Consider the following 16,792-nt stretch of genomic DNA (forward strand, 5'->3'; position numbering starts at 1 on the left):
CGGGTCGGCTGCCGTGCCGCCGCCTCATCCACGTGCAAGGTCCGCGGCGGCGGCAGGTGAACCGGGGATGTCGACGTCCACCGTCAGCAGCGCTCCGTCGAGCGGTGAGGGATCGGAGAGCCCATAGGAGGCGGTGGTGACGAACAGCCGTCGCATGTCCGGGCCGCCCAGGCACACGCTGGTCGGCTGGGCCGCACCCAGCCGGATCTCCCGGTCGAGGGCGCCGTCGGGCCGGTAGCGGCGTACGGCGTGGCCGCCCCACAGCGCCACCCACAGGTTGCCCGCGACGTCGACGGTCATGCCGTCGGGGAAGCCGTCGGCGGGCGTCAGCCGCAGGAACGGCGTCTGCTCCGACAGCTCGCCGGTGGCCGGGTCGACGGTGAACCGGTCGACCTGGCCCAGCGGCGTGTCCGCCAGGTACATGACCGTGCCGGTCGCGTCGAACGCCGGGCCGTTGGTGATGGTCAGCCCCGTGACCGCCGCCTGCGTCGTGCCGTCGTGGCGGAACAGCGTGCCGCCGCCCGGCGTGGCGTCGTAGGTCATGCTCGCCGCCCAGAACCGCCCGTGTGGGTCGGCGACCGCGTCGTTCATCCGCGCCGGGACGGGGTTGGTGGACTCCAGGTCGGTCAGCGGGTGGACCTGTCCGCCGTCGAGCAGGACCAGGCCGGTGCCGGCAGCGGCCAGCCAGCGGCCGGGCTTTCCGGCCACCGGCGCGACCGCGCCCAGCGGCACATCCAGCCGGTACAGCCCACGCAGCGGGCCGGGTGCGTCGCCGCCGGTCTCCAGCAGCCGCCCGGCGAGCAGGTCGACGAGCACGAGGCGGCCGTCGACCCAGCGGGCTCCTTCGCCGAGTTCGAGCCGGTCGTCGCTCCACGCCACCGGCTTGCTCAGGATTGTGTGCTCCTGCGTCGTCATGGTGTTCCTCTCGGGGGGCAGGGCGTCAGCGGACGGCGCTGCCGGGGTCGTGGTCGAGCAGGGCGAGGTCGTCGCGGGACGGCAGCCCTTCCCAGTCGCCGCGGGTCGCGACCGCGAACGCCCCGACGGTGACGGCGCGGTCGAGCCGGGCCGCCGCGTCGGCCCCGTCGAGCACGCCGGACAGGTAGCCGGCCACGAACGCGTCGCCCGCGCCAACGGTGTCGACGACCGGCACCCGCCGGGCGGGCCGGTGCAGCGTGCCGTGCTCGCCGTGGCTGGTCGCGCCGCCCGCGCCGTGCTTGACCACGACCTCGCGTACGCCCGCGGCCAGCAGCGCGGCGACCGGGTCGGGGTCGTCGGTGAGCACCGCGAGTTCGTCGTCGGAGGCGATGACCAGGTCGAGGGAGGGCAGCATGGGGCGCAGCGCTTCCGCGGCCTGGCGCGCCGACCACAGCCGGGTGCGGTGGTTGACGTCGAGGCCGACCAGGCTGCCCGCGGCCCGTGCGTGTCCGACGGCGTACCGCACGGCCTCGTACGGGCCGTCGCCGAGGGCGCAGGTGATGCCGGTGACGTGCACGATCCGCGGTGTGCGGCCGTCGGCGAACGCGGGATGCACGTCGTCGGCGGTCAGCCGGGACCCGGCCGAGCCGGTGCGGTGGTAGACGACCCGGGTGAGGTCGCCGACCCGGGGCTCGAACAGGATCAGCCCGGTGGGGGCCTGGGCGTCGACGCGCGCCAGGGCGATGTCGACGCCTTCGGCGCGCAGGCTGCGCCGTACCAGCTCGCCGGGCTCGTCCGCGCCGGTGACGCCGAGCCAGCTCACCCGGTGGCCGAGCCGGGCCAGCCCGATCGCGACAGTGGACTCGGAACCGGCGATCGACAGGTGCGCCGGGCCGCCGAGCCGCATCGGTCCGGCCATCCGGAACGCGGCCATGGTCTCGCCGAGGGTGAGCACGTCGGTCATGCGGCCACTCCGGCCAGGAACGCCTGGGCGCGCTCGCGCAGCGCGGCGAGGTCGCCGCCGCGTACTGCGTCGCCGAGCAGCGGCGAGCCGACGCCGACCGCGACCGCGCCCGCCTGCAGGTACTGCGGGGCCAGGGTGGCGTCGACGCCACCGACGGGCACGAACGCGGTCTGCGGGAACGGGTCGCGCAGCGCGCGCAGGTAACCGGGGCCGCCGATGGAGGCGGGGAACAGCTTCACCGCGGCCGCTCCGGCGAGCGTGGCCTGCACGACCTCGCTGGGGGTGAGCGCGCCGGCCAGTGCGGGCAGCCCGAGGCGGGCCGCTTCGGCCAGGCTCGGCGCGATGGCGGGGGTGACCAGGAAGGTCGCGCCGGCGTCGGCGGCCTGGCGGGCGTCGGTCTCGGTGAGCACCGTGCCCGCGCCGAGCGCGAACCCGGGGCCGAGCGCGGCGCGGGCGCGGGCGATGGTGTCCAGCGCTCCGGCGGCGGTCAGCGACACCTCGATCAGGTGTACGCCGCTGTCGGCGAGGGTGAGCACGCTGTCCAGGGCGGCCTGCGGGTCGGGGCCGCGCACGATCGCGAGCAGCCGGTGGGCGCGCAGGGTGTCGAGCAGGGTCATGCGGGGGTTCCTCCGCGGCGGTGAGCGGTGATGGTGAGCCGCCAGGTGACCTGGCCGGACGCGGGCACTTCGGCGGCGTCGCCGGGGCCGGCCTCGGCGAGGTCGAAGACGGCGCCGAGCATCGGTTCGACGCCGATGCTGCGGTAGGGGCCGGGTTGGGGCCAGCCGCGCAGGTTGCGCCACAGGGCGGTGGAGCGGGGCTGGCCGTCGCAGTCCAGGTGCAGGGTGAGCCGGTCGGCCCCGTCGGTGACGTGCACGGTCGGGCAGTCGGTGAGGATCGCGCCGAGCGCCGTGCCGTCGTCGGGGCCGAGCCGGTCCAGGGCCAGCCCGGCCGGAGCGGGCCAGGGACCTTCGATCCAGGGGCGGTCGCCGGGCCACGGTTCGGCGAGCAGGGGTGCTGCTTCGGGGTACAGCCTGGTGGTGGTGCCGTCGGGTGCGTCGAGGCGGGCGGCGGGGCTCAGGTCGAGCAGGGCGTGGGCGGCCCACAAGAACCGGTAGCCGGGGTCGGCGGCGAGCGTGTAGTCGGCGATGACCGCGTCGTCGCGGTGGCGCACGGTCCTGGTCAGGGTGAACTCGGGCCGGGTGATCGTCGCGCGGGACGCGGGCTCGTCGCTGGTCGCGGCGGCGTCGTAGCCGGAGCCGCCGCTGTCGCGCCCGGCTACGACGCCACCGGAGGGGTTGAGGTGTCGCCCGCCCGGGTCCCGCTGCCAGGGGTGGGGCCAGAGGTCGCCGTGGTCGGGCAGGCCGCGCACGGTCGGTAGGCATTCTTCGAGGCCACCGGCGTCGACGAAGGCGTCATTGGCGGAGACGTCCTCGCGGGCGGTGCCGGGGCGGTGCCAGAGCCATTCGCGGCCGCCGCCGGACAGGCTGGTCCACCGGCCGCCGTGGGTGGGGTCCAGCGCGGCGTGCAGCGTGACCGGTGCGTCGGTCACCATTCGGCGAAGGAGCCGTCGTCGTGCCGCCAGACCGGGTTGCGCCAGGCGTGACCGGTCGCGTCCGCCCTGCGTACGGCGGCCTCGTCGACGGTGATGCCCAGCCCCGGGGCGTCCAGGCGGTTGATGTGGCCGTCGACGAACGCGAACGGCGCCGGGTCGACCAGGTAGTCGAGCAGCTCGCTGCCCTGGTTGTAGTGGATGCCGATGCTCTGTTCCTGGATCAGGAAGTTCGGCGTGGCCAGCGCGACCTGCAGGCTCGCCGCCAGCGAGATCGGGCCCAGCGGGCAGTGCGGGGCGAGCACCGCGCCGTGGGTCTCGGCCAGCGCGGCGATGCGCCGCACCTCGGAGATGCCGCCCGCGTGGGACAGGTCGGGCTGCACGACCGCGACACCGGCCTGCAGCGGGGCGAGGAACTCGGCCCGGCCGTAGAGGCGCTCGCCGGTCGCGATCGGCACGGGGGAGCAGGTCACGATGTCGTGCAGGCGGTGGGCCTGGTCGGGCAGGACCGGCTCCTCGGCGAAGAACGGCCGCAGCGGCGCGATCTCGGGCAGGATGCGGCGTACGGCGGCCGACCCGGCCCGGCCGTGGAAGTCCACGGCGATGTCGCGGTGCTCGCCGAGGGCCTCGCGGGCGGCGGCGACGCGGCTGACGACGGCGTCGACCTCGGCGGAGGTCGGGATGGGGGACAGCCTGCCGGAGGCGTTCATCTTGACCGCGGTCATCCCGGCGGCGACCTGCGCGGCGGCCTGCTCGCCGATCTCGGACGGGTCGTCGCCGCCGATCCAGGCGTAGATGCGCACCCGGTCGCGGACCGGGCCGCCGAGCAGGGCGTGCACCGGCGCGCCGTAGGCCTGCCCGGCGATGTCCCACAGGGCCTGGTCGAGCCCGGCGACGGCGCTGGACAGCACGGGGCCGCCGCGGTAGAAGCCGCCCTTGGTCAGCACCTGCCAGTGGTGCTCGATGCGCAGCGGGTCCTCGCCGATGAGGAGTTCGGCGAGCGTGTCGACGGCGGCCCGGACGACTTCGGCCCGGCCTTCCACGACGGGCTCGCCCCAGCCGACCAGCCCGTCGTCGGTCTGTACGCGGCAGAACAGCCAGCGCGGCGCGACGAGGAAGGTCTCGATTCGGTCGATCTTCACCGGGTGTCCTTCTGTTTGCGGACGTGGTCGACGTCCTGTGCTGCCTTGTCCAGCAGGTCACCCATGGCGCGTTCGGCGGCCGCGGCGTCGCGGGCGCGGATCGCGGCCACGACGGCCTGGTGACTGGGGACAGGGTCGTCGTGGTGCTGCGCGCCGTGCACGAGCTTGTCGCGTTCGGCCAGGCCGGTCTCCATGACGACCTTCATCCGTTCGAGCCACTCGTTGTGGGCGGCGTGCAGCAGGGCGCGGTGGAAGTTCAGGTCGGCGGCGACGGCGGCGGCCGGGTCGTCCTGGGCGTCGGCCATCTGGGCCAGCGCGGCGTCGAGCGCGGCGAGGTCGTCGTCGGTGGCGCGGACGGCGGCGAGTTTCGCGGCGGCGGGCTCCATGATGGCGCGGACCTCGTGCAGCTGGTCGAGCAGCGAGGCGTCGGCGCCGCCGGCGAACTGCCAGCGGATGACGTCGGCGTCGAGCAGGTTCCAGGCGGCGCGGGGGCGCACGAACGTGCCGCGTTTGGGGCGGGCGTCGACCAGGCCCTTGGCGGTGAGCACCTTGAGCGCCTCCCGCATCACGGTGAGGCTGATGTCGAGTTCCTCCTGCAGCGCGGCGAGGTTGATCGTCGCGCCTTCGGCGATCTCGCCGGCGAGGATCCGCCCGGCGATGATCTCGACGGTCTGCCCGTGGACGCCGCGTCCTGTGTACTGTGCCAATGCTTCGCGCCTTCTCGCTCGTCGGTGCCGGTCAGGTCAGGCCGAGGCCTTGGTCGCGGTCCAGCCGCCGTCGACCACCAGGCTGGTCCCGGTGATGTAGGCGGCGTCGGCGGAGGCGAGGAACGCTATCGTGGCGGCGACCTCGTCGGGGGTGCCGAACCGCTTGGCGACAGTCTCGGCCACGCTGGCCCGCCGGTCCGCTTCGGACACGTCGTCCCACGCGGCGGTGAGGATCGGGCCGGGCAGCACGGTGTTGACGCGGATCTCGGGACCGTACTCGACGGCGAGCTGGCGGGCCAGGGCCACCAGTCCGCCCTTGGCCGCGGCGTATGCGGGCCGGCCGGGCAGCCCGACCAGGGCGTGGACCGAGGAGACGACCACGACCGCGCCGTGCTCGGCGCGCAGGTCGGCAAGGCAGGCGCGCACGCCGAGGAAGGTGCCGGTGAGGCTGACGGCGAGCTGGTGGTCCCAGGACTGCCGGGTGGTCAGGTGGGCCGGGGTGACCTCGACGGCGTAGGCGTTGCTGACCAGGATGCCGATCGGCCCGAAGGCTGCGCGCACGGTCGCGGCGGCCTCGGTCCAGGCGGCCTCGTCGGAGACATCGACGGTCACTGACAGTGCGCGCCCTCCGGAGCGGTTGATCTCGTCGGCGAGCGGGCCGGTGTCGGCGATGTCGAGCAGGCCCACGGCGACGCCCTCGGCGGCCAGCCGGCGGGCGGTGGCCGCGCCGATGCCGCCGGCCGCCCCTGTGATCAGGGCGTTCTTGCCGTCAAGGCCGCGCATAGACTGGCTCCCCATCTGCCGGAGTAGTGATCCCCACCCGAGATCTAATCATTAATTACGAAGATATCTTGACAGTTGCCGGGGCGCGATGCAACCTGTTCGTCATACGGATTTACGTGATCGACATACGCACAGTCACCCCCAGCATCCCTCAGGAAGGATGTCCTCAGTGAGCGACTTCGATCCCAGTCGTCGCCGGCTGCTCGGCCTCGGCCTCGCCGGTCTCGGCGCCCTCGGCGCGGGCCCCCTGCTCAGCGCCTGCGCCAGCTCCGCCGGTTCCGGCAACGCCCCCGCCGGCGGCGGCATCACCCTCCAGTCGAACCTCACCGGGGCGGCCAAGTCCGGCCTCGAGAAGCTCATCGCCGACTTCAACAAGCTCGGCAAGGGCACCGCGACGCTGAACACCGTCGCCACCGAGATCTACCGCACCCAGCTGCCGACCTACCTCAGCTCCGCCAACCCGCCGGACCTGTACACCTGGTACTCCGGCTCGGTCGCCAACGCCTACTCGCGCAAGAACCTGCTGCTCGACGTCTCCGACGTGTGGCAGGGCCTGGGCGACTACACCCCGGCGATGCGCAACGTGTCCACCGACGAGACCGGCAAGCAGATCTTCGTCCCCATGAACAACTACTGGTGGGGCTTCTTCTACCGCAAGTCCAACTTCGCCAAGTGGGGCGTGCAGCCGCCGAAGACCTGGGCCGAGTTCCTCACCCTGTGCCAGACCCTCAAGTCCAAGGGCATCCCGCCGATCGGCATCGGCCTGGGCGACACCCCGTGGGTCGCCTCCGCCTGGTTCGACTACCTCAACATCCGCATCAACGGCGCGCCGTTCCACCGCGAACTGCTCGCCGGCAAGCAGCGCTTCGACGACCCCAAGGTCAAGGCCGTCTTCGCCAAGTGGAGCGAGGTCCTGCCGTACTTCGACCCCAAGGGCAAGGCGTACCCGTTCCAGGAGGCGACCACCGCCCTGCTCGCGGGCAAGACCGGCATGTTCCTCATCGGCACGTTCCTGGCCGACGCCACCGCCAAGGACGTCGTCGAGGACCTCGACTTCTTCCAGTTCCCGATCATCGACCCGGCGGTGCCGGTCGCGGAGGAGGCGCCCACCGACGGCCTGTTCGCCAGCGCCAAGTCGGCCAACCCGGTCGCCACCAAGGCGCTGCTGACCTATGTGGCCTCCGTGGAGGCGCAGGAGGCCTACGTCGCCAACAGCGCCGGCATCATCCTGCCCGCCAACCCCAAGGCCAAGGCGGCCGAGACGCCGCTGGTCGCCAAGGGCAAGGCCATGCTGGCCGGCGCGGCAGAACTCACCCAGTTCTTCAACCGCGACTCCAGCGACGCGCTGCAGCCCACCGCGGACACGGCGCTGACCAGGTTCATCGACAAGCCCGACCAGATCGACGCGATCCTCGCCGAGTGGCAGAAGAACGCCGAGAAGGTCTTCAAGGGCTGACGTGACCGCGGTCAGCTCCACCAACAGCACTGCACGGCGGCGGCGGTCGTTTCGGCCGTCGCCGCTGCTGCTCACCTTCGTACTGGTGCCGTTCGTGGTCGAGAGCATCTGGGTGTTCTGGCCCGCGATCCAAGGGGTCTTCTTCTCGTTCACGCGGTGGGACGGGTTGGCCGCCCCGGTACCCGTCGGCTTCGACAACTACGTCGAGCTGGCCGGCGACCCGGTCTTCCGGGGCGCCCTGGGCAACACGGTCCTGTGGCTGCTGCTGTTCGGCGGCCTGTCCGTCATCGGCGGCTTCGGCATGGCGCTGGCCCTGCAGCGCGAACGTCGCGGCGTCGGCTTCTACCGGGCCGCGCTGTTCCTGCCGGTCGTGTTCTCGCTGGTCGTCACGGCGCTCGTCTGGCGGGTCTTCTACCAGCCCGACGGGCTCGTCGACCAGGTGCTGACCGCGCTCGGTCTCGAACACCTCATCCGGCCGTGGCTGGCCGACCCGGAGACCGCGTTCTACGCCGTGATCATCCCGTCGCTGTGGCGGCAGATCGGCTACATCATGGTGCTCTACCTCGCGGGGCTCAAGGCCGTCGACCCAGCCGTGCACGAAGCGGCGAAAGTCGACGGCGCCAACAGCTGGCAGCGGCTGTGGCACGTCACCGTTCCGCAGCTCAAGGGCGTCAACGCGGTCATCCTGTCGGTCATCGTCATCGACTCGCTGCGCTCGTTCGACATCGTCTGGTCGCTGACCCGCGGCGGCCCGTACCACTCCTCGGAACTGCTGAGCACCTACATGTACTCGGCCGCGTTCCAGAGCCTGCGCCTGGGCTACGGCTCGGCGATCGCCGTGGTGATCTTCCTGCTCGCCCTCGTGGTCATCATCGGCTACCTGGTCCGCGCCTTCCGGGAGGAGTCATGATCAGCAAACTGCGCACCGGCGGCTACCACGCCGCCATGATCGCCGTGTCGCTGCTGTGGCTCGGCCCGATCATCTGGGTCGTGGTCCTGTCCACCCGCACCTTCGACGACATCGCCGCCAACGGCGTCGGCAGCCTGCCGCACTCGTTCACCCTCGACACCTATGTCCAGGCGTGGACCGACGGCGGCCAGCTGCAGGCCCTGATCAACAGCCTGCTGGTCACCGTGCCCGCGGTCCTGCTCAGCCTCGGCCTGGGCGCGATGGGGGCGTTCGCCCTGAGCCGCTACCGCATCCCCGGCCGGCGCACCATCCTGCTGCTGATGCTCGCCGGCAACCTGCTCCCACCCCAGATCGTGCTCATCCCGGTCAGCAAGTTCAGCGAGCTCACCGGCCTGTACGACACCCTCTGGGCGCTCATCGCCGTGCAGGTCGGCTTCGGACTGGGCTTCTACACGTTCGTGCTGCACGGCTTCATGCGCGACCTGCCCAACGAGATCCAGGAGGCCGCCACCATCGACGGGGCCGGCGTCGGGCAGATCTTCACCCGGGTCATCCTGCCGCTGACCAGACCGGCCCTGGCCGCGCTCGGCGCGCTGTCGTTCACCTGGATCTTCAACGACCTGCTGTGGGCTATCACCGTCATCCGCACCGAGGCCACGATGCCGGTCACCCCGGCACTGCTCGGCCTGCAGGGCCAGTTCGTGTCGTCGTGGAGCGTCATCGCCGCCGGGACGGTCATCGCCGCCGTGCCGACGGTCGCGGTGTTCCTCGCCTTCCAGCGCCACTTCATCTCAGGCCTGGCGATCGGAGCAGTCAAATGAGCAACCGGCAGTGGACCCTGCGCGGCGAGCACACCGAGTACACCGTCGCCGTGCCCGACCACGGCCGCTGGCTGGAACTGGTCGCCTGGGGCCCGCACGGTGTCAGCGCGGGCCCGTCACCGGTCGCCTACACCGGGCCGACCCCGTTCCTCACCGCAGGCGACTACGCCCCGGTCGAATACGCCACCGACGGCGTACGCCCCTTCGCCGGTGCGGAACTGATCGTCGAACTGCCCACCGGCGACCGGCGCGTGTCCTGGGACTTCCAGGAGGCGACCGGCGACGAGCGACAACTGAGTGTGCTGTTCACCGACCCGGTCACCGGACTGCGCGCCGAGCACTGCTACCGCATCGCCGAGGGCACCGACGTCGTCGAACGGTGGACCGAACTGCACAACCCCGGCGACACCACACTGCGCCTGGTCCAGGCCGCCTCCGCGGGATTCAACCTGCCCACCCCGCACGGCGCCCGGATCAGCTACCAGTGGGGCCAGTGGGCCCAGGAGTTCCAGCTCGACCACGTCGACCTCGGCCAGGGCCGGTTCGCCGTCGGCAGCGCCCAGGGCGTGCCCGGACACCTGTTCGTGCCCTGGCTCGCCGTGCGCGACCGCGCCGACGAGACCGGCCCCGCCTGGGGCGTCGCACTCGCCTGGACCGGCTCCTGGGAGATCAGCGCCCAACGCGACACCGGCGGCCTCACCCGCGTCACCGCCGGCCGCCACCTCGCCGACAGCTCGCTCGAACTGCCCCCGGGCGGCACGCTCACGCTGCCCGTCGCCGCCGGCGCTTACAGCGGTGAAGGCCTCGACGGCCTCGCCCGCGTCTGGCACACCTACCAGCGCCGGCTCGCCGGAGACCGGCTCGACCGCCTCCGGCCGGTGCTCTACAACTCGTGGGAGGCCACCGGATTCGCCGTCGACGCCGGCAACCAGCTCGCCCTGGCCCGCACCGCCGCCGAGATCGGCGCGGAGGCGTTCGTCGTCGACGACGGCTGGTTCATCGGCCGCCACGACGACCGCGGCGGGCTCGGCGACTGGACCGTCGACGAGGCCAAGTTCCCCGACGGATTCGACGCGTTCATCGCGCAGATCCGCGCCATGGGACTCACCTTCGGCCTGTGGGTCGAACCCGAATGCGTCAGCCCCGCCTCACGGCTGTACGCCGAACACCCCGACTGGGTGTACGCCGTCGACGGCCGCCCGCAGACCCTGGTCCGCAACCAGCTCCTGCTCGACCTCGGCCGGCCCGAGGTCGCCGAGTTCGTGCACGGCACCGTCGACGGGCTGCTGCGCCGCCACGACATCGGCTACCTCAAGTGGGACTTCAACCGCCCCCGCACCGAACCCGGCCGGGCCGCAAGCGCCGCACCCGTCGACCTCGACGGCGCGCACGTGGCCAACCTGCACCGCATCTACGAACAGCTGCGCCGCGACCACCCCGACGTCATCATCGAGGCGTGCGCGGGCGGCGGCGGCCGCACCGACCTGGCCATGGCCGCCCGCGCCGACGTGGTCTGGCCCAGCGACAACACCGGCCCACTGGACCGGCTCGCCATCCAGCACGGCTTCCTGCACGCCAACGCCCCGCACCTGCTCAGCTCGTGGGTCACCGACGCGCCCGGCCTGTTCGACCCGCGGCCGCGCTCGCTGGCGTTCCGGTTCGTGCTGGCGATGGCGGGCGTGCTCGGCATCGGCGCGGACATCCGGCACTGGGACGAGCGGCAGCGCGCCGAAGCGGCTTCGTGGATCGCCCGGTACAAGCAGATCCGCCAGGTGATCCAACGCGGCGAGGTGCACCTGATCGGCGGGCCGGACCAGGCGCGCTGCGCAGTGCAGTACACCGCACCCGACGGCGCGACCGTAATCGTGCTCGCCTGGAACACCGGGCGGCTCGACGGGCCCGGGCTGCTGCCGTCGCGGCCGGTGCGCCTGCCCCTGCGTGGCCTCGGCCGCCAGGACGCCTACCGGCAGCAGGACGGACCGGGGTACTCCGGCAGCCACCTGAGCGCGGTAGGCGTGCCGGTGCAGTGGACGGCCGACCACGACGCGGAGCTGATCGTGCTGCACCGCAAGTGAACGGAGAGGGCGATTACCCGCAGGATGCCCCCGCGGGTAATCGCCCTGCCCGTCAGCGCTTCGGCGCCGCGCTCGCCTTGACCTCCGGCCCCCGTGCCGCCGTGGTCGGCAGCGGACCGTCCGTCACCGGGACGAGGCTCAGCAGATCCTGACTGGAGACCACCGCCTTCAGCTGCTCGACGCTGACCGCCGAGGCCGCCTCGTCGTGGCGTTCCATGACCACCGCCCGATGATCGGCGTACACGGCTCCGACGGTGAGGGAGCCGGCGTAGGACAGCCCGTAGCGCAACGGCTGCGCGCCGACGGCGTCCTCGCAGAACACGACGTCCTGGGGCTGCAGCCCGGCCGCGGCGATCGCGTTCAGGTCGGCGCAGGAGTCCGGCACCCACGGGGAGGTCTCGTGCACGTACAGGTTCACGGTCAGGTGCCCGTGCTCGCGCAGGTGGCCAAGGTTGATCACGGTGTAGGCGTTCGAGATGTCCGCCTGGCCCGGGTTGCACAGGTCGTAGGCGTTCTGCACGACGTAGTCGTCCCGGTCGGGCAGCAGGTCCAGGACCGTGCGCACATACTCCGGCAGGTTTTCGGCCGCGACCTCCTTCGTCGTCGGGTTGACCATGGGCGCGGTCTCGCACTCACCGGCGATGGGCGGCGACGAGGCAGCCCCGACCGGCAGGCCGATCCCCGGCGCGGCGGCAGGCGGCGCGCCCCGCATCGTGAACGGCACGGCCAGCGCCGCGACCGCTGCGACGGCGGCCAGTGCCGTCAGCGCACCGCGCTTGCGGCGCATGCCCTTAGCGCCCTGCAGCGCCGCATCGGCGAGGTCCGCCGGCCCGGCGACCTCCGACAGCCGCCGCATCGCTGCTCTCAGCTCAGGTTCGGGCGGTGCATTCATACTGGCTCCTCGATGTATCGCAGCTCCGGACACAGCACACGAAGGCGGGTCAACGTCCGATGAACCTGGCTGCGCACCGTGCCGATCGACGTGCCCATCAGCGCGGCCACCTCGGCCTCGGGCAGGTCCTCGTAGTAGCGCAGCACTACCACCGCCCGCTGCCTGCGGGTCAGCTCGCCCAGCACCCGTGCCAGCGCCAGCTTGAGGACCGTCTCACCGGCCGGGTCCTCGACCGCGCCCCGCTCGGGCACCAGCTCCGTCGCATACTCGCGGCGGTTGCGGCTGACCCGCCAGACGCTGATGTGCTGGCGATATAGGATCTTCCGGACGTACGCGTCGGGTGACCCCGACCGGTGCACCCTGGGCCAGTGCAGCGCCAGCTTCGTCAGCGCGACCTGCAGCAGATCCTCGGCATCCTGGTGATGCCCGGTGAGCAGATAGGCGACGCGGAACAGGGCCCCTTGCCGCACCGCCACATACTCCCGGAACTCGCGCTCGGCGAGCTCATCCATCAGGTACCTCCCTCGTGTCACCCATCAACACGCGCCCGGGGAGGCGTCACTATGTCACGCCGGTTGCGGTTGTCGCGGACCTCGCCGCTGGGACTCCGCAACGGCCGGTGGCACCACTCGACGGGTGCCACCGGCCACAGAGCAAGCGCGGTCTCAGCCCTCCCGGTACGCGGCCTCGCGCCGGCAGCCGGGGAGGCGATAGGCGAAACCGTCGGCGGGCAGGTCGAGCGCCGCGCCGCCGGTCGTCGTCCCGAAGACGGCCTGCCGCAGCACCTTTCCGTCGCTCCAGATCAGGTCGCGGCCCTGCAGGCACGGGAACGCCGAGATCTCGGCCGACCCGCGGTGCCCGGCCAGGTCGATCCGATGCATCGCAGTGCCGTCCACCAGCGAGAACTCGACGTACGTGGCGCGGTGCTCGCGGTCCTCGGCCGTGAAGACCAGGACCGCCGCGGTGCTGGCGGTGACGGGGACGACAACGGGCAGGTCCGCGTGGGCGAGCACGTGGTCATCCGGTTTCAGCAGGGCTGAGACGTCCACGTCGACACGGCGGGAGCGGCCGGTACGCGGATCGGTAACCGACAGCGAGAAACTGGTCCTGCCGGGTTTGTCGGCGGTGCCGCGCAGCACCTCGCCGGTGTCGAGCACGCCCTTGATGTCGTCCCATCGGCCGCTGCGGGCCAGCGGGTACTCCTTGCCGCCGGCCAGCGGGACGAGCCGCGTGCCGAAGGCGTCGGCCGGGTAGGGCACGTCGATGACGAGCCAGTCGCCCGAGCGGGACCAGAAGGAGGGGCTGCCGGCCAGGCGCCGCTGCGAGGTGCCGGTCAGGTCGCGCAGCATGACCTGCCCGTCCTGCTCGGTCCAGCTCAGCCAGCGGCCGTCGGGTGACAGCCAGAGTGTGGGCACGTGCGGTTCCGGGGCGGTTATCCGCAGCCGGTACCAGCCTGACGCGGCGGCTATCTGCACCGTCATCACGCCGCCGTCGAGGTCCGCGCGCAGCAGCGACGCGGGCCCGACACCGCGGTCCTTCGGCAGGTCCGGCAGCACCTCCCCGGCCGCCGGCACGCGCTCCGGCAGCGCGGGCGAGCCGGGCGGCGCGACCAGCGACGGGCGCGGTGACGAGGTCGGCGTGGGGGTCAGCGGCGGCGGGGTCTTCGCCGGGCCGAGCGCCGCGTAGACGATCAGCCCGAGGGCGAGCGGCACCAGCGCCAGCGCCGCGACCACGGCCGTGCGCCGGGCCCGCCGCCGGGCTGCCGTGGCGACCGCGGCGTTCGCGTCGGCGTACTGGCCGGCCTGCTCGGCGAACAACGGCAGCGCGCGGCGCAGGTGGCCCAGCGCCACATGGGTCTGGCTCTTGACGGTGCCGATCGAGCAGCCCATGGCCGCCGCGGTATCCGCTTCGGACAGGTCCTCGTAGAAACGCAGCACCACGACGGTGCGCTGCCGCGGGCTCAGCGTGTCCAGCGCCTGCCCGAGCGCGATCCGGTCGACGATCTGGTGCGGTTCGTCGGGGCCGGGCAGGTCGGGCACGTGCCCGACGGGCTTGGCCGGGCGACGCCGCCACCACGTGATCCGTTCGTTGACCATGATCCGGCGTACGTACGCCTCGGGCTGGCCCTGGTCCACGATCTGCCGCCACCGGGCCGCCGCCTTGGCCAGCGCGGTCTGCACCAGATCCTCGGCGGCGTGGTGCTCACCCGTGAGCAGGTATGCCGTGCGCGACAGCGCACCACCCCGCGCGACGACGAAGTCGTGGAAACCGTCGTACCTGTCCATCCGTCACCTCCGCCACCAACACGCGGTTCGCCGCCGGCGAGTTGGTGATCGCACACCGGTATTTTCCCCGAGCGGCCGGCGGTGTGTCCGCGCGTACGCTCAGCCGGGTTTGCGGCCGGACCAGACACCCGCGGTCCGCTGCAGGACCCGGTCGGTCGTGGGCAGTTCCATCCACCGGCGGTGGAACTCCTGACGGTGCTCGTCCGGCAGGTCCTCGATGTAGGCGCGGTAGCCGTGGCTCATCGCCCACCGCCACAGCATCGCGTTGTCGGCGAACTCGACGGCGATGGTCCGATCCCGACGGTGCTCGCCGCCGGGACATCGGCAGGACATGCAGTCGTCATCGCCAAGCCCTTTCCGATGTCATGTCCGTCGATACCATGGCGGTGTCCTGGAGGCCTCGGGAAGACGGCGGCGCATGGATCCTTTCGAGATCTTGGGTACCGGCAGCGGTGGCGGGACGTGGCTGGTCACCGACACGAACCGCCGGCTGACGGTGCACAACCACAGCGGCCGCGCCCTGTTCGTCGCCCTGTGCGGCGGCCGGGACTCCCGCGCGGTGGGGTGGCGGCTGCTGCCGGACGGGCAGGGCCAGACCGTGCCCATCGCGGTGCCCCGCAACAGCTTCGACACGGTCTACCTGTTCGCCAGGACCGCCGACGGCGGGTGGACGTTCGGCGGCGACGAGCGGTTCTACGTCGCCCAGCCGCGCGGCGACGACACGATCCGGCAGGGCTTCTCCTTCCAGGTCAGGGACGCGCGTACGCAGCGCCCGGCGATGGTGGCAGGCGTGGGGGAGCTGAGGGTCGTCGGCGGGATCGGCATCGCGATGACGGCCGACGTCTCATACCGGATCGCCTGATCCGGGCTCGGCCGCCATCGCCCGGAGCTTCGCGAGCAGCTCGCTGCGGCTGTCGCAGCCGAGCCGCCGGCGGATCCGGGCCATGTGGTGTTCCACGGTCTTGGCGGAGATGAACAGCTTCTCGCCGATCTGGCGGTAGGTGAGCCCGGCCAGCACGAGATCGGCGACCTCCTGCTCGCGTGCGGTCAGCGGGTTCGGGTCACGGGCCTGGTCGATCCGCGCGGCCGGTTCCTGGTCCGGTGCGGCACGGCGGTCGGGTTTGGGCTGCAGGAGCCGGGCGTAGTCGAGCAGCGTGGTCATCGTGCGCCGGTCGGCGGTGCGGATGGCGGCCTGTCCGGCGAGCCTGGCCGCGTCCCAGGGCAGCCCGACGCCGTGCAGCCCGCGGGCGGCGGCCTCGACGGCCACGGCGTCGACGACGCCGTGCCAGACCTGCCACCAGCTCTCGGCGGCGCGGGCGACGGCCGCGCCATACGCCGTGTGCCGGGCGCGTCCGAGCGCGGCCACCCGTTCGGCGGCGCGCGTCTCGTCCTCGCCGATGATGGCGGCGTGCAGGCAGCTCCAGTGCAGCGGCGCCGCCCACAGCGACGGGTCGCCCAGCCGGCCGAGCAGCGCGAACGCCTCGCGCAGCGGCTCGCCGACCACACCGGGTTCACCGGCCCGCGCCGCCGCGACGGTGAGCTCACCGAGCGGCAGCAGCGTGAACAGCTCCACCGGGTGCCGCACCAGGGCTTCGCGGGCCCGTTCCCAGCCGCGCAGCAGGGCGGGCAGGTCGCTGTCGCGGCGCGCGATGCCGACCTCCAGCGCCGTGGCGAACAGCTGGTCGCGGGGTTCCAGCGGACCGCCGTCGACTGTGGCGGCGAGGATCTCGGCCGCGGCCGCGGTCTGCCCGCGCGTCATGTGGATCCACGCCTGCAGCAGCCGGTGGCGTCGGGCCAGCAGCGCTCCGCCGATCCGGGCCTGCACGGCGCGGGCCAGGACCGACTGGCTGAGGTCGAACTCGCAGCAGTGCAGCCCGACGACCGCGGCGAGCGCGGCCGGGCTGTCGGGCAGCAGCTCCGCCCGCCCGGCCGGTTCGAGCAGCGCCGCGGCCTGGGTCAGCGACGACAGGGCGGCGGTCGGCGAACCGGCCAGGGTCTCGCGCAGCCCGCGGGCCATGAGCGCGGCCGCCCCGGTGAACAGCGTGGGCGGGGCGGTGGGCGGTGCGTCCGCGGCCGGGTCGAGCCGGTCGGGCCGGCCGGTCGCGGTGGCGGCGATCGCCGCGTACGCCGCCGCCTCGGGCGTGTCCGACCAGCGGTACAGCTCGGCGCTGCGGCCGAGCTGGCCGCGGTGGGCCAGCGCCGCCGCGGTGACCATCGCGGCCTCGGCGCGTGCGGCGGGATCCGGTCCGGTCAGCGCCCGGTCGGCCAGCAGCAGCGCGGCGTCCATGGCGGC

Annotated in this window: 16 protein-coding genes and 1 pseudogene; 5 read left to right on the forward strand and 12 right to left on the reverse strand. The window is 72.9% G+C overall.

Annotated elements, in window-relative coordinates; all coding sequences use genetic code 11:
• Nucleotides 1–24: 24 nt before the first annotated feature.
• Genes ACFQO7_RS29900 through ACFQO7_RS29930 form a run of 7 tightly spaced genes read right to left on the reverse strand, consistent with a single transcriptional unit; the run spans nt 25 to nt 6,060 of the window.
• Nucleotides 25–915, reverse strand: coding sequence for an SMP-30/gluconolactonase/LRE family protein (locus ACFQO7_RS29900; RefSeq protein ID WP_376809509.1), 891 nt, complete (start codon nt 913–915; stop codon nt 25–27).
• A gap of 25 nt (nt 916–940) precedes the next feature.
• A complete protein-coding gene (locus tag ACFQO7_RS29905) occupies nt 941–1,879 on the reverse strand; it encodes a sugar kinase (RefSeq protein ID WP_376809510.1) in 939 nt (312 codons plus the stop codon).
• On the reverse strand, nt 1,876–2,496 hold the full coding sequence (locus ACFQO7_RS29910; RefSeq protein WP_376809511.1) for a bifunctional 4-hydroxy-2-oxoglutarate aldolase/2-dehydro-3-deoxy-phosphogluconate aldolase: 621 nt from the start codon (nt 2,494–2,496) through the stop codon (nt 1,876–1,878). The genes ACFQO7_RS29905 and ACFQO7_RS29910 overlap by 4 nt, the downstream gene beginning before the upstream one ends.
• Entirely contained in the window at nt 2,493–3,431 is a 939-nt protein-coding gene (locus ACFQO7_RS29915; protein WP_376809512.1) for a hypothetical protein, read from the reverse strand. Before ACFQO7_RS29915 ends, ACFQO7_RS29910 begins: the two co-directional genes overlap by 4 nt.
• Nucleotides 3,425–4,570 carry a galactonate dehydratase gene (gene dgoD, locus ACFQO7_RS29920; protein ID WP_376809513.1) on the reverse strand — a complete coding sequence of 382 codons (1,146 nt, stop codon included), beginning with the start codon at nt 4,568–4,570 and terminating at the stop codon, nt 3,425–3,427. The genes ACFQO7_RS29915 and dgoD overlap by 7 nt, the downstream gene beginning before the upstream one ends.
• Nucleotides 4,567–5,277, reverse strand: a complete 711-nt coding sequence (locus tag ACFQO7_RS29925) for a FadR/GntR family transcriptional regulator (protein WP_376809514.1) — start codon at nt 5,275–5,277, stop codon at nt 4,567–4,569. The genes dgoD and ACFQO7_RS29925 overlap by 4 nt, the downstream gene beginning before the upstream one ends.
• Before the next feature lie 36 nt (nt 5,278–5,313).
• The gene (locus ACFQO7_RS29930; protein ID WP_376809515.1) at nt 5,314–6,060 is read right to left on the reverse strand and encodes an SDR family NAD(P)-dependent oxidoreductase; all 747 of its coding nucleotides are present in this window, start codon (nt 6,058–6,060) and stop codon (nt 5,314–5,316) included.
• Nucleotides 6,061–6,220: 160 nt separating this feature from the next.
• On the opposite strand from ACFQO7_RS29930, the gene ACFQO7_RS29935 reads away from it, so the two are divergent.
• The 4 genes from ACFQO7_RS29935 to ACFQO7_RS29950 are packed head-to-tail and all read left to right on the forward strand — an operon-like array spanning nt 6,221 to nt 11,322.
• Nucleotides 6,221–7,516 carry an ABC transporter substrate-binding protein gene (locus tag ACFQO7_RS29935; RefSeq protein WP_376809516.1) on the forward strand — a complete coding sequence of 432 codons (1,296 nt, stop codon included), beginning with the start codon at nt 6,221–6,223 and terminating at the stop codon, nt 7,514–7,516.
• Nucleotide 7,517: 1 nt separating this feature from the next.
• Nucleotides 7,518–8,426, forward strand: a complete 909-nt coding sequence (locus ACFQO7_RS29940; RefSeq protein WP_376809517.1) for a carbohydrate ABC transporter permease — start codon at nt 7,518–7,520, stop codon at nt 8,424–8,426.
• Entirely contained in the window at nt 8,423–9,247 is an 825-nt protein-coding gene (locus tag ACFQO7_RS29945; RefSeq protein WP_376809518.1) for a carbohydrate ABC transporter permease, read from the forward strand. The genes ACFQO7_RS29940 and ACFQO7_RS29945 overlap by 4 nt, the downstream gene beginning before the upstream one ends.
• A complete protein-coding gene (locus tag ACFQO7_RS29950; RefSeq protein WP_376809519.1) occupies nt 9,244–11,322 on the forward strand; it encodes an alpha-galactosidase in 2,079 nt (692 codons plus the stop codon). Before ACFQO7_RS29945 ends, ACFQO7_RS29950 begins: the two co-directional genes overlap by 4 nt.
• Before the next feature lie 52 nt (nt 11,323–11,374).
• Here the strand turns inward: ACFQO7_RS29950 and ACFQO7_RS29955 are convergent, their stop codons facing one another.
• The 4 genes and pseudogenes from ACFQO7_RS29955 to ACFQO7_RS29970 form a co-directional block, all read right to left on the reverse strand.
• Nucleotides 11,375–12,214, reverse strand: a complete 840-nt coding sequence (locus ACFQO7_RS29955; protein ID WP_376809520.1) for a hypothetical protein — start codon at nt 12,212–12,214, stop codon at nt 11,375–11,377.
• Nucleotides 12,211–12,726, reverse strand: a complete 516-nt coding sequence (locus ACFQO7_RS29960; RefSeq protein WP_376809521.1) for a SigE family RNA polymerase sigma factor — start codon at nt 12,724–12,726, stop codon at nt 12,211–12,213. Before ACFQO7_RS29960 ends, ACFQO7_RS29955 begins: the two co-directional genes overlap by 4 nt.
• A gap of 1,314 nt (nt 12,727–14,040) precedes the next feature.
• Nucleotides 14,041–14,499: pseudogene (locus ACFQO7_RS29965) on the reverse strand (SigE family RNA polymerase sigma factor); the annotation flags it as partial.
• Between the two features lie 99 nt (nt 14,500–14,598).
• On the reverse strand, nt 14,599–14,832 hold the full coding sequence (locus ACFQO7_RS29970) for a hypothetical protein (protein ID WP_376809522.1): 234 nt from the start codon (nt 14,830–14,832) through the stop codon (nt 14,599–14,601).
• Nucleotides 14,833–14,935: 103 nt separating this feature from the next.
• Between ACFQO7_RS29970 and ACFQO7_RS29975 the strand changes: the two genes are divergently transcribed.
• On the forward strand, nt 14,936–15,361 hold the full coding sequence (locus ACFQO7_RS29975; RefSeq protein ID WP_376809523.1) for a hypothetical protein: 426 nt from the start codon (nt 14,936–14,938) through the stop codon (nt 15,359–15,361).
• On the opposite strand, the gene ACFQO7_RS29980 is transcribed toward ACFQO7_RS29975, so the two are convergent.
• The coding region (locus ACFQO7_RS29980; RefSeq protein WP_376809524.1) for a helix-turn-helix transcriptional regulator at nt 15,344–16,792 on the reverse strand (1,449 nt) is incomplete at its 5' end. The genes ACFQO7_RS29975 and ACFQO7_RS29980 overlap by 18 nt on opposite strands.

This window comes from Catellatospora aurea, from assembly GCF_042663325.1.
GTDB classification, from domain to species: domain Bacteria; phylum Actinomycetota; class Actinomycetes; order Mycobacteriales; family Micromonosporaceae; genus Catellatospora; species Catellatospora aurea.

What these genes read in the sequence shown, in the direction of transcription:
- ACFQO7_RS29905 (WP_376809510.1), bottom strand. Translation starts at nt 1,879, where the DNA reads ATGACCGACGTGCTCACCCTCGGCGAGACCATGGCCGCGTTCCGGATG.
- ACFQO7_RS29960 (WP_376809521.1), bottom strand. Translation starts at nt 12,726, where the DNA reads ATGGATGAGCTCGCCGAGCGCGAGTTCCGGGAGTATGTGGCGGTGCGG.
- ACFQO7_RS29910 (WP_376809511.1), bottom strand. Translation starts at nt 2,496, where the DNA reads ATGACCCTGCTCGACACCCTGCGCGCCCACCGGCTGCTCGCGATCGTG.
- ACFQO7_RS29955 (WP_376809520.1), bottom strand. Translation starts at nt 12,214, where the DNA reads ATGAATGCACCGCCCGAACCTGAGCTGAGAGCAGCGATGCGGCGGCTG.
- ACFQO7_RS29950 (WP_376809519.1), top strand. Translation starts at nt 9,244, where the DNA reads ATGAGCAACCGGCAGTGGACCCTGCGCGGCGAGCACACCGAGTACACC.
- ACFQO7_RS29915 (WP_376809512.1), bottom strand. Translation starts at nt 3,431, where the DNA reads ATGGTGACCGACGCACCGGTCACGCTGCACGCCGCGCTGGACCCCACC.
- ACFQO7_RS29935 (WP_376809516.1), top strand. Translation starts at nt 6,221, where the DNA reads ATGTCCTCAGTGAGCGACTTCGATCCCAGTCGTCGCCGGCTGCTCGGC.
- ACFQO7_RS29945 (WP_376809518.1), top strand. Translation starts at nt 8,423, where the DNA reads ATGATCAGCAAACTGCGCACCGGCGGCTACCACGCCGCCATGATCGCC.
- ACFQO7_RS29930 (WP_376809515.1), bottom strand. Translation starts at nt 6,060, where the DNA reads ATGCGCGGCCTTGACGGCAAGAACGCCCTGATCACAGGGGCGGCCGGC.
- ACFQO7_RS29900 (WP_376809509.1), bottom strand. Translation starts at nt 915, where the DNA reads ATGACGACGCAGGAGCACACAATCCTGAGCAAGCCGGTGGCGTGGAGC.
- ACFQO7_RS29970 (WP_376809522.1), bottom strand. Translation starts at nt 14,832, where the DNA reads ATGTCCTGCCGATGTCCCGGCGGCGAGCACCGTCGGGATCGGACCATC.